The organism is Acanthopleuribacter pedis (assembly GCF_017377855.1).
Classification (GTDB): Bacteria; Acidobacteriota; Holophagae; order Acanthopleuribacterales; family Acanthopleuribacteraceae; genus Acanthopleuribacter; species Acanthopleuribacter pedis.
The window spans coordinates 207,992-220,181 of the sequence record NZ_JAFREP010000016.1; the positions used below are offsets into that span (position 1 = coordinate 207,992).

A 12,190-nucleotide genomic window follows, 5' to 3' on the forward strand; every position below is an offset into this window, starting at 1 on the left:
AGGGGTCGGATTTGGATATCGTCACGCTAACCCAACAATTTGAACAACTTACCGAATACTGGTCACCCCGAGTCGTGGCCGAGTGCAACGGGCAACTCGTCAAAGTCGCCAAGGTCAAAGGCGAAATGGTGGCCCACGACCACGAAAACGAGGACGAAATGTTCCTGGTCGTCAAAGGCCGACTCCATCTGGAAATGGCCGACCGCGAGGTGGTGCTCAACCCCATGGATGTGTTTGTTGTTCCCAAGGGCGTGCGGCACCGGCCCCATTGCGAAGAGGAAACCTGGATTGTGCTGTTTGAACCGCGAAGTACGGCTCACACCGGCACGGCGCAATCGGAGCACACCAAAACCCTGGCAGAGCAGTACGGCCACCATGCCGACTGACCGCGAGCCACCCGCGGCGCGACTGGTTGCCCTCCACGACCGTGTCAACCAAAAAGCCGATGCGCTTTACCAACACCACGGCGCCCGTTTGTTGTGCAAGCGGGGATGCCACGATTGTTGTGTCGACGAACTGACCGTGTTTGCCGTGGAGGCCGACCGCATTCGCGATTGGGCCGGCGACCAGTTGCGCGGTGCCGCGCCCGCGGCCCCCGGCCGGTGCGCCTTTTTGGATGGGGAAGGCGCCTGTCGTATTTACCCGGCGCGACCCTACGTGTGCCGCACCCAGGGTTTACCGCTGCGCTGGATGGTGGAGGAGGATTGGGAATGGGTCGAGTACCGCGACATTTGTCCGCTGAACGAGGCCGGTCCCCCGCTCGAAACCCTGGAAGAAGACGCCTGCTGGACCATTGGCGAAGTTGAGGGCGAATTGGCCGCGCTCCAGGCGGAACGAACCCTGGCCGATCAGCGCATCGCCCTGCGCGATCTGTTTGCGGAACTGGCCGCGCACAACACCGAGGGAGAACGCTGAGATGTTGCCTTATTTTGCCTATGGTTCCAACCTACTCGATGCGCGCCTGAGCGCACGCACGCCCTCGGCGCGTTACCTGTGCAACGCGCGGTTGGCCGCGCATCGCCTCGCGTTTCACAAGGCGGGCAGCGACGACTCAGCCAAGTGCGACGCATTTTTTACGGGTGACGCGGCGGATGTGACCCACGGCGTGCTGTACCAAATTTCACCGCAAGACAAAACCGTGTTGGATGCGATTGAAGGCGTGGGTCACGGCTACGAACTAAAAACGGTGGCGGTGCGTACCGAGGCCGGCATGCAAGAAGCCTTCACCTACGTCACCCAACCCGAATACATCAATCCCAAGCAAAAACCTTTTGCTTGGTACCACCGTTTCGTGTTGCTCGGCGCGCTGGAGCGGGGGTTCCCGCCGGCGGTGATCGCCGCCATCGAGGCGGTGGAAACCCAAGCCGACCCGAACCCGGATCGCGCCGCCGCCAACCGCGGCATCGGCGGCTAGGCGCCTCCCGGAATACCGCGATCAGCGGCAATGGCCTTGACCCGGCGAACCCGAACGGGGTTCGCAAACCGCCATGACGAAAAATATGGAAGGGCATTGACCCGGCGAACCCGAACGGGGTTCGCACACCGGCATGACGAAAAAAATGGAAGGGCATTTTCCGGCGAACCCAAACGGGGTTCGCAAACAGGAATGGCGAAAAATATGGATGGGCATTGATCCGGCGAACCCAAACGGGGTTCGCACACCGGAATGGCGAAAAATATGGAAGGGCATTGATCCGGCGAACCCAAACGGGGTTCGCAAACCGGAATGGCGAAAAATATGGTCGGGCATTGATCCGGCGAACCCGAACGGGGTTCGCACACCGGAATGGCGAAAAATATGGACGGGAATTGATCCGGCGAACCCGAACGGGGTTCGCACACCGGCATGGCGAAAAATATGGAAGGGCATTGATCCGGCGAACCCGAACGGGGTTCGCACACCGGAATGGCGAAAAATATGGAAGGGCATTGATCCGGCGAACCCAAACGGGGTTCGCAAACCGGCATGGCGAAAAATATGGAAGGGCATTGATCCGGCGAACCCAAACGGGGTTCGCACACCGGAATGGCGAAAAATATGGATGGGCATTGACCCGGCGAACCCGAACGGGGTTCGCACACCGGCATGTGTGGGCCACCACTGATTTAAACGTGAGCCAAAGGCGAACCACCTCTGGTTGCTCTGAAGGAGCTTAGGCGCCGGCGGCGCCGGTGATTTCAGCCCAGATCAAATGGTTGTGGAACAACCTAAAAGAACCAAGGTTAAGTAGTTGAATTTATTTCGCTTATAGATGTCTTGAAGCTCGTTGCCGACATTTTTTCCTACATCTCGTCAGTTTTCACTGAGTTGATTGTTTTACACAATGTTTGCATAGATTGTGGCGTGCCGGGAACATTTTCGTTAAAGATGGGTAGGTGATTACCTGGAAATGGCGGTTCTAGGGGAAATGCGGAACCTTTTTAATCCTTCGGTTGCCTGTCAGTTGATGGTTGTACCGATGACTCAGTCTCGCCCCGTGACCGCGCGACGCCGGTCAGTTCCGCGCGCTTCCGTCCTCCCGACCCCGAACTTTTTTGGAGGAACCCACCGACTTAGCGGTAGAACTCGGCCCCCGCCAGTGCTATTCCTGAGCTGTGGCGAGCCACGCGGCAACCGTTGCTTGGCCGGCGCAAGTGTTCGGTTCACCAAGGTGCTCGTTAGCCGCGAACAGCGAAGCCGCAATCGTCGCTTGGTTGGCGCGAGCGCCCGGTTTAACCCTGTGCTCGTGAACAGCGACGCGTCACCCTGCGCCGGATGCGTCCTCGGCGCGATCACGCGGTAAAGTGGGGTACCCGTGAGCGCGACACCGGTCGGTTCGATGCGCTTCCGTCGTCTCGGCCCCGAACTATTGTAGGTGGAAGCCACCGACTCAGCGCTTGGACTCAGCCCGGGTCTTAGCAATTCATGAGCAGTGACGCGCCACCCGCCACCCGTTGCATTGACGAGCCACGCGGCAACGGCCGCTCGGTCGGCGCGAGTACAGGGTTGACTACGGTTTTCGTTATCAACGACCAGCCCTCGGTTTACCACGGTGCTCTTGAATAGCGACGAGTCACTCGGCTACGGCCGCTTCGTCGACGCGAGTGCTCGGTATATCCTGGTGCTCGTGAGAAGCGTCGCGTCACGCGGCACCGGTCGCTTCCTCGGCGCGATTGCGGGTTAAAGCAGGGTACCCGTGAGCGCGACACCGGTCGGTTCGGCGCGCTTCCGTCGTCTCGGCTCCGAAATGTTATAGGCTGAAACCACCGACTCGCCAGTGGAACTCGGCCCCGCCGTTGCTATTCATGAGTAGTGACCCGGCACGCGGCAGCGAGTGCTTGGTCTACGCGAGTACTCGGTATATCCCGGTGCTCGTGAGAAGCGACGCGTCACGCGGCACCGGTTGTGTCCTACGCGCGATTGCGCATTGAAGAAGGGTACCCGTGAGCGCGACACCGGTCGGTTTGACGCGCTTCCGTCGTTTCGGCCCCGAACTGTTTTAGGTGAAAGCCAGCGACTCGCCAGTGGAACTCGGCCCCGTCGTTGCTATTCATGAGCAGTGACGCGCCACGCGGAACCCGTTACTTGATTGACGCGCGTACAGGGATCACCAGGGTGCTCGTTACCAATGACGAGCCAGGCGGCAACGGCCGCATAGTTGGCGCGAGTGCTCGGTTTACCACGGTGATCGTGAGCAACGACCCGGCACGCGGCAACGGTCGCTTCCTCGGCGCGATTGCGGGTTAAAGCAGGGTACCCGTGAGCGCGACACCGGTCGGTTCGGCGCGCTTCCGTCGTCTCGGCTTCGAACTGTTTTAGGTGAAAGCCAGCGACTCACCAGTGGAACTCGGCCCCGCCGTTGCTATTCATGAGTAGTGACCCGGCACGCGGAATCCGTTACTTGGTTGGCGCGAGTACGGGGATCACCAGGGTGCTCGTTACGAACGACGAGCCACGCGGCAACGGCCGCTTGGTTGGCGCGAGTGCTCGGTTTTCCAGGGTGGTCGTGAGCAACGACCCGGCACGCGGCAGATGGTGCTTGGTCTGCGCGAGTACTCGGTATATCCCGGTGCTCGTAAGAAGCGACGCGTCACGTGGCACCGGTTGCGTCCTCGGCGCGATTGCGCGTTGAAGAAGGGTGCCCGTGAGCGCGACACCGGTCGGTTCGACGCGCTTCCGTCGTTTCGGCCCCGAACTGTTTTAGGTGAAAGCCAGCGACTCGCCAGTGGAACTCGGCCCCGTCGTTGCTATTCATGAGCAGTGACGCGCCACGCGGAACCCGTTACTTGGTTGACGCGCGTACAGGGATCACCAGGGTGCTCGTTACCAACGACGAGCCAGGCGGCAACGGCCGCTTGGTTGGCGCGAGTGCTCGGTTTACCACGGTGATCGTGAGCAACGACCCGGCACGCGGCAGCGGGTGCTTGGTCGGCGCGAGTACTCGGTAAATCCCGGTGCTCGTGAGAAGCGGCGGGTCGCGCGGAAACAGCCGCTTCCTCGGCGCGATTGCGCGTTAAAGCAGGGTTCCCGTGAGCGCGACACCGGTTGGTTCGACGCGCTTCCGTTGTCTCGGCCCCGAACTGTTTTAGGTGGAAACCACCGACACACTAGTGGAACTCGGCCCCGGTCGTTGTTATTCGTGAGCAGCGACGAGCCACGCGGCACCGGTTACGTCCTCGGCGCGATTACTCGGCTCATTCCCGTGCTCGTGAGACGCGATCAGCCGCGCGGCAGCGGGTACCTGGACGGCGTGAGCACGCGGTTCAACAGGGTGCTTGTTATCAGCAACCAGCCGCGCGGCGCCGGTTACTTGGTTGGCGTGAGCACACGGTTCACCACGGTGCTCGTGAGACGCGTCGAGCCGCGCGGCGCCGGTTACTTCGCCGGCGCGAGTACTCGTCTTGTTCCGGTTTGGGAAAGGCGAGGAACCACGCCGCAACGGTCAGTTCTCGGCTTGATCGTCATCCCGGCCCCGCCCGTTTCGAGGAGAAAACCGCCGATTTGCCGGTGGAACACCCCGCCCAGTCGTTGGTATCGCCGCAAAAGCGAGGCCGAGGCCCCGCTATCCCAGGTAAAGACCACCTTTTTGATGGCCAGGCCCGTACATTGTCACTTAATAGAAAAGGATTAGGATGATATCCCACAGCATGATCAGCACGATAAAGGAGACCATGCCAACAGGCAGTAAATAGTCAATGAATGAGGATGGGGCGATCATTTCCCAGTCGCCGGTCATCCCTTTCTGAAGAATGCGACCAATGAAAAATGGGGAAATCATGCGGTAACAGCCAAATGTAAAAAACTCCAGTAAAAGGTATTTGAAGAACGGGATAACCATAAGCTGGTAAAGGAGATAGAGCGGGCCAAAGATAAAGAACATCGTCATGGGGAGCGTGAATTCACGTTGAAGATTGGCGTCTCGGTTCACAAAAATCATGATTGCACCTCGAAAAAGGGCGGACGCGGCCGCCCTGCTTTGGTTAGGCCATATGCCCGAAAAAAGGTGATCGTTTAGCAGCGTTGGGGAATGGGATAATGTTCGGGTTAATGGTGGCCGCGATGAGTTCCTGTTCATCGAAAAGACAGGGCTGTGATTCGCTTGCGAAGGTCATCGACTTTGCTTCCTTGGGTTTACGTTTAGCTTGCTTGGGCTTGGTCTTGGTCTTGGTTTTTGGCTTTTGAGGCAGTTGGGAGGCCACCACAACCGGCTTTGGCGCAAACGCTCGTTTCTTTGAGGCCGCAACGCTTTGGGCGGCGGTCGCCGTATTTTTGACGGGTTGGGGCGGTGCCGGGACAAGGCGCAGCTTGGAAACGGCACGGTTCCCAGAGGCCCCCTTTGGTGTTTCCTGTTCTACCCGCGCGGGTTCCTCGACGAGGCGAAGCTTGGCACTCGACTTTTTGCGCGGTGCCACCGGTTTCGCTTCTTTTTCCGCCGTCGCGTTCACTTTCGCCGCGCAAGGTTTGACCTCTTTTGGAAGCTTCGCCGGTGTTGGTTCTTGCTGCGCCATGACAACCTTTTTTTCGGGTCGATGAACGGAACCGATCAATGTCGGTTTCTCGGTCGGTTCCACCTGCTGTTTTGCCGGTTCGGTCACTTCTATCGCGGGAGCAGCCGCGCCGATCAGTTCCGGTTTCTCGGCCGGTTCCACCTGCTGTTTGGCCGTTTCGGTCACCTCAACCGCGGGAACCGCGGCGCCGATCAGTTCCGGTTTCTCGGTCGGTTCTACCTGCTGTTCGGCCGGTGCGGTCACTTCAACCGCGGGAACCACCGCGCCGATCTGTTCTGTCAATGCGGCCGGGTGTGCTTTGCTCGCTTCAAGCGCGGCGGCTTGATCCCCGTTCGTCCCCGTTGCTCTCGATTCGGTATCGATGACCACCAGCTTTAAGGACGGCCCCGAGGATGCCGGCGCAAAAATCGTCGGCTGATCCCTTGCCGGGCACACATCCCCAAAAGTCTCGGGGAACGTCGGTAACGTCTTAAATAACTCGGGTTTAAGGTAGCCTCCAAGTTCCGGGAAATGCCAGGACATCAGCCCATCGCCATCCACGTTGATGGTAAAGGCGTCCGTGCTGTCGCCCATGTACGACACCTCGTTAAAGCTGGTTAAAGCCGTGTCATCCTTAACCCATCGTGTCCAATTCTTGAAGCGTGCCCGGTCTTTGATGCGTGCATCGTGCAGGAACGCCAAGGCTTGAACCCGTTGAATCCCTTCAGAAACAAGGTTTTCCGGGAGGAATTCCAGCTTTTTCAGCTTGGCTTCATACCGTTGCATGATTTCCAGGGCGGTTGTGCGTGTCTGGGGATTCGCGAATTGCAACAGGGTGCGGAACAGTTTTTCCGCTTTATTGGCCTGCTTGACGAGTTCTTTGTCGCGACGACGTTCTCTCAAAACTTCTCGAATTTCAGCCGGATTCAGCGCAAGCGCACATAAAAACTCATCATCCAAGGGATCAGAGAAAACACCTTGATCCAAGGTGTTTGATTGCGTCTTGCGAAGAGCGTCACCCCAGTGGGTTTTGTTAGAAATGGTCAAAAAGCGGTAGTCGTCGGTACTCCCCGAAAGCAAGTAATAGTAGACAAAAACCCGGTCGTTGCGGTTCCCCTGGCGGATTAAACGCCCTTTCCGTTGGTGAATGGTGCCGCCTTCCCAGGCCAAGTTAACGAAGTGCGCCGCAATCGTGTTTTCTTGTAAATCGATGCCTTCAGAGATCACCTTGCCGCCAATGGCAACGCGGTATTCGCCGCGGTTGAAGGCTTCCTGAATGGCTAGGCGGTCGCTTGCATCGGGTGCCGTATCCGCGTTGATAATAACGATCTGTTCAAGGGGAACCCCTTGGGCTACAAGGCGGTCGGACAAGGCTTGTTGCACGTCTTTCTGATCGGCGAAAATGATTTGCTGACCTTCGTGACTTTGGTAATGCTGCAACACATTGCGCGCCACCTGATCAAATTTAGGGTTGCTTTTAATGCCGCATTGAGGCGGGAAGCAGGCCACCTTATCGAGCATGCCGATAATGCGCAGCATGCCCACCGTTTCAACCGTGTCTTTGTCTTCCTCGGCGTCGTCGGCACCATGACAGAAACCTTCAATGTCACCTTTTTTGATAAGCTTGTCTAACATGCTTTTCCAGTGATCCATATATTCCTTGATGGCTTCCGTGGGTTCCACCCGCTCAATGATTTCTTGGTACGCGGGTAAGGGCAGGTTAACGTCTTGGGCGGTTTTGGAAATCATGCAGCTATCCCACATTCGCTGTAAGGCGTCGACATTGCGAAAGCCGGTAATGGTTTGGCCTTGCTTGACTTGGCCGGTCAATGAAACCGTGGTGATGGGCTCAATGGTGCAAAAATAATCCATTAACTGTTGTGTGTTCTTGATACCGCGATGCTTCAAAGCTTGCGGTGCGAACACCCGCAGCATGTTGTAAATCTCGGCCACGCTGTTGTTGATCACCGTTGCCGTCAAGGCGAGGGTTTTGCCGCCGCGCGCCCGCACAATGTCTAATTTGACCTGCATATCATAGGCACGGCGGCTTTCCCCGCATTGCCCGGCCATGATCAGCGATTCACCCCAACCGCTGTAGGGCATCCCAAACAAACCCTTGTAGTTATGTGCTTCGTCCACGACCACCAGCAGGCCCTTGGGAAGATCGGAGAAAGTAATCTCGCCGCCGTTGTGGTAGGTTCGTTGGCCTGCTTGTTTGATGAAGACGGCGCGCGCTTTGACGGCGGTTGGGTTGGTATCGGCGCCAAGCTGATCAAAGGCGTTTTCCATGTCGGCCTGTAACTTATCGGCGTCAGTAACCTTAAATTCGCCAAACACTTGATGGCTGGTGAGAATAATTTGAATAGCCGGGTCAAAAAAGAGTTTTTTTGCTTCCTCGGTCAGCTCGGTGCGGGGAAGACGCGTAAGTTTGCCCTTACTGTTGGTTCGAAAACCCAGGTTTGCCCAAGCGATCCCGGGGAAAAACCGTTCAAGGGTCGCGCCCCATTTGGAAAGGACTTGCTTGGGTACGGTGATAATGGCCTTGGCACCCGTGGTGCAATGGGCCACGGCCGCGCGTAAGGCGGTGAGGGTTTTACCAAGCCCGACGTCAAGGTTAGAGATGGTGGCCCCGGAAAGGTAAAAGTCAACATCATCGACTTGCCACTGATGCAGCGGTAAAGCGGCGTTTATGGGTTGAAACGCTTCCTGAACGCGCTGTTTCGGCGCGTTATGAACCAAATAATGCGCGTGGATTTTCGTTCGATTCAATTTAGAAGCAATGGAATCATGGTTGTTGACGCGGACCGCGAAATGTTGGCTCCACAGCTCGAACACTTCCTGATCGTTTTCATTGATGATGCTTCCGTCTTTGCCATAATTCAGGTAACGAACAATGCTCCGGTTGTCGCCGACGAAAAGGCCTTTTTTGTCGAGTTTATAGCCCAAAACATCGGCAATGATTTGCCTAGGTATCCAAGGAGAACGAAGGGTAAGCTTATCGGCGGGAATGTATTGGTTTCGGGTCGCGGTTAAGGTCTGCTCGTGAACCCATTGGGGTAGAACCTCATGATCAATGCAAAGATACAACTCACACGCTTGGGCATCACTCAAGGTTCGCCGGTGAACAAGATACTGACCGATCCGTTGAATATCGGGATGAGACACGGCAAACGCTTGTTCATCACAGGCCAGCATGCCCAAAGTTTCAAGGTCTTTAACCATTGGGCTTTGAACGACAGGACCTTTCTTTAAGAGTGACAAGAAACTAGCGGCGGCAATCTTTTTATATTGTGCTCGTAACCCTTCAAGGTCGATATTGGCCAACAGATGGTAAGCCGTGTAAAGGGCACCTCTTTGAAGATAAGAAAATGCCTTCTTTGCAGTATCAAATTGTTGGTTAACGGGTAAGCCGTCCGCGTAGCCTTGACTATTGGCGGGAACCCAACCGTGTTCACCAAGCTCATAGACGGTTCCTTTACGGTTCCACAGTTCACCAATGGCTTTCGGTTGAGGTTGCCAATCAAAAGAAAAAGTCGGTTGAAAATCAGCTTGATATTCATCACAGGGCTGAAACGAAACAATCGTCTCAAGATTTTCGGATAGTTTCCCTTTACCGGTCTTTTTAGGGAGCAAGTAACCGAACTTGGGACCATGGGCGCCTTGCTCAGTGGTTATGACAACTTTTTCAAACAATGGTTGAACGTTATTGCTTTTGATCAGCTCAAGAGCAAGCGAAGGCCAGTTTTTAACCGGTTGACGATCAAAGAAAAGAAATGACATTTCTTCTAGTGCGTTATAACAAGCGTCCAAAGGCAAAGCTCGGATGTCGGAAAGGTTCCAGCCAGAAAGAGCCAAATGATGCATAACGCCTTTGGCTTCATCTTTTGAGAAGTATGAATTGGGAACGATGAAGGCCATGTAATGTTTAGCGATTCGAGACGAAGCAAGGAAGAACAGCGATTCGAAGAATTGAAGATCAGGAAGGAATAAACTAGAAAGGTCCTCGCCTAGATCGGAAAATCCAAGACGTTTGTTGAATGGAGGATTAGAAAAAACCAGATCGTATTTTTCTTTTTCCGCGTAAGTAATGCACCATTCTTCAAAGCTCATCTGGTAATAGCCAATGTTTCGCTTGAGTCGTGAAAATGGCTTATCGTCGGAGTAAGGCGGAAATGGTTCAATCATTGAAAGATCTGGATTGGCATAATGAAAACCTTCGCGAACACCTTGCAATAGATGCCCAATACCACCAGCGGGATCGAGAACAGATTTAAGGTTTTTGGTGATTGCCTTTGATTCAATAAGCGAAGATAACGCGGCTGATAGATTGTAATTTGTATAGTATGCTTGTATTCCGCGTTGACGATTCTTCTTTGATGCCTTTTTTCTTGAGGCGCTTGATTTAGACTTACTCATGACTTCGGCGCTCCTCCCTTGCTTAATCATTGAGTTATTATACCATTTTTTGTGGCTATTAGATACTATTGAACTGAAAATTATAACCCTGTAAGTTGTATGGATTCAGTGATTTGTGAAATACATCGATAGGTATTCAAGTCGTGGTTTATGGTGTTTTAGACGGTTATCTGGGGCGATGAAATAGTGTTTCTATTGCGAAATAGCTTTGTTTGCAAAAGGCAGGAATAAAAACAGAAAAGTAAGCCATTTGTTTCGACAGGCTTAACCAACCCTGGTGACAGGGGGAAGCGTAGATGTTTGCACGAGGTTCTTGGGGTGGAACACGGCGCGAGAAGGTAGGGTTCGCCCTTTAGACCAACAGCCAGAGAAGAAGAACTCGGCCGCTCTTCCCCTCAACCCGGAAAGCCGCTGGGAAGACGGAGCGGTCGGTGCTGGCTGCAAGCACGCGGGGACCACGGGGCCATTCTTGGCGGCACGGTTACAAATGGGGCACGGCTACACAAGGGCACGGCTACACAAGGGCACGCGTTCACAAGCCGCGCACGAGCACACGCCCCGCGGGTGTCTTAGTTGGCCTCTCTGTTCGGCTTGTCCCTCTACTCGCCCCGCACAAGTGGCTTCGAGCGGGGCCGGCGTCGGCGAGCCGAACTAGCGACCGAGCTTGGCGGGGCCGAAGGCGGCGAACCGAGACCCGACCGGGGCTCAAGGGCGAATGCACCGAGGCGGGAACGGGGCAAGGGACGGGCTGTGCACCACGAAATGGAATTTGTACACATCAAAACCCGTGTTTTTACGCTTATGAGGAGCAAGGAGGGTTTTGTTGTGGACAAAACGGAAAATTCCCCCGGGGAATTCTGGCGACACTCACTACGTTCGCGTCGTTTGGGAGGAATGGTTTGTGGCATGATCAGCTAATACCGCATATTCAAAAGGCAAGACGTTACCGCCAACAAGATGTTCTGGACATACTGAAAAACTTGAAGTTGAGTAGGCGGCGACTTCCGAGCGCATTCCTTAAAGCTGTCGGTTGGGAAAACGGCAATCGCGCGATTTCCGGTTCTGATTTGATTGCCGGGCTGCAAACGTATAAACCAAGCCGCGGTCGTCGATCAATCGCGCGGGAGGAGCGAAAGAGTATCTCCTGCCAGGTTCGCGTTACAGAGGAGGAGCACCGCTTCATAAAATTTGTTGCAGGAATCCATCATTTGTCCGTGAATCAGTACGTCCTGGCCTGCATCTTTGATGAACCTTTGCCTGCTCCTCAGCATGGATTAAACGTCGAAACATCCCACATTCTGAACCATATCGGCGATGACCTGAGACTTATTGAGGCGTGCATGCGTGATGGGAAAATCGAACCAATATCTGTAGGTCTTTTTACGAACCTATACTCAAGAATAAAACAAGTCCAAGCCGCATTAAATCAAACCGTCCTGTTAGAGCTTGATGTGCCGAACTTAAAAGGTCCACGAACAAAACGGCTACATCTTGTTTTTTCTCCTGAAGATATGAAGGCAATAACAAATAAGAGAAAATCGACACCCCTGTCTCGTTTTTTTCGAGGCAAAGTTCTATCAGTAATAAATATTGAATTTATTGGTCGGATTTCAAAGACAACATACAAATCATTTCGATTTCGCCAGGGGGAATTGAGCAAGGCGGCTCAAGGTTTCTTGGAAGATGAAAACATTAATCTAGGGTTTGTCGTAAAAGAAATACTCTCATTTCTAGAATACGTAAATAGCGAAATTATTGAACAGCAAAAAAGCATCAAGCATGCTTTGATTAAGAGGTAGAAAAATAA

The 12,190-nt window shown here is 54.5% G+C and carries 8 protein-coding genes; 6 read left to right on the forward strand and 2 right to left on the reverse strand.

Annotated features, from left to right (window positions below):
* Nucleotides 1-11 precede the first annotated feature (11 nt).
* The 5 genes from J3U88_RS17695 to J3U88_RS17715 all read left to right on the forward strand — a co-directional run bounded on the left by J3U88_RS17695 (nt 12) and on the right by J3U88_RS17715 (nt 4,428).
* The gene (locus J3U88_RS17695) at nt 12-386 is read left to right on the forward strand and encodes a cupin domain-containing protein (RefSeq protein ID WP_207860264.1); all 375 of its coding nucleotides are present in this window, start codon (nt 12-14) and stop codon (nt 384-386) included.
* Entirely contained in the window at nt 376-915 is a 540-nt protein-coding gene (locus tag J3U88_RS17700; RefSeq protein ID WP_207860265.1) for a YkgJ family cysteine cluster protein, read from the forward strand. Before J3U88_RS17695 ends, J3U88_RS17700 begins: the two co-directional genes overlap by 11 nt.
* A gap of 1 nt (nt 916) precedes the next feature.
* Complete coding sequence (locus tag J3U88_RS17705) at nt 917-1,414, forward strand: gamma-glutamylcyclotransferase family protein (protein ID WP_207860266.1); 498 nt, start codon at nt 917-919, stop codon at nt 1,412-1,414.
* Nucleotides 1,415-3,532: 2,118 nt separating this feature from the next.
* Complete coding sequence (locus J3U88_RS17710) at nt 3,533-3,727, forward strand: hypothetical protein (protein ID WP_207860267.1); 195 nt, start codon at nt 3,533-3,535, stop codon at nt 3,725-3,727.
* Between the two features lie 506 nt (nt 3,728-4,233).
* The gene (locus J3U88_RS17715; protein WP_207860268.1) at nt 4,234-4,428 is read left to right on the forward strand and encodes a hypothetical protein; all 195 of its coding nucleotides are present in this window, start codon (nt 4,234-4,236) and stop codon (nt 4,426-4,428) included.
* A 665-nt stretch (nt 4,429-5,093) separates the two neighbouring features.
* On the opposite strand, the gene J3U88_RS17720 is transcribed toward J3U88_RS17715, so the two are convergent.
* Both J3U88_RS17720 and J3U88_RS17725 read right to left on the reverse strand, forming a co-directional pair.
* Nucleotides 5,094-5,417 carry a hypothetical protein gene (locus J3U88_RS17720; RefSeq protein ID WP_207860269.1) on the reverse strand — a complete coding sequence of 108 codons (324 nt, stop codon included), beginning with the start codon at nt 5,415-5,417 and terminating at the stop codon, nt 5,094-5,096.
* Between the two features lie 43 nt (nt 5,418-5,460).
* Nucleotides 5,461-10,383 carry a helicase-related protein gene (locus tag J3U88_RS17725; protein ID WP_207860270.1) on the reverse strand — a complete coding sequence of 1,641 codons (4,923 nt, stop codon included), beginning with the start codon at nt 10,381-10,383 and terminating at the stop codon, nt 5,461-5,463.
* 899 nt (nt 10,384-11,282) lie between these two features.
* Here J3U88_RS17725 and J3U88_RS17730 point away from each other — a divergent pair.
* A complete protein-coding gene (locus J3U88_RS17730) occupies nt 11,283-12,182 on the forward strand; it encodes a hypothetical protein (protein WP_207860271.1) in 900 nt (299 codons plus the stop codon).
* The last annotated feature ends 8 nt before the right edge of the window (nt 12,183-12,190 follow it).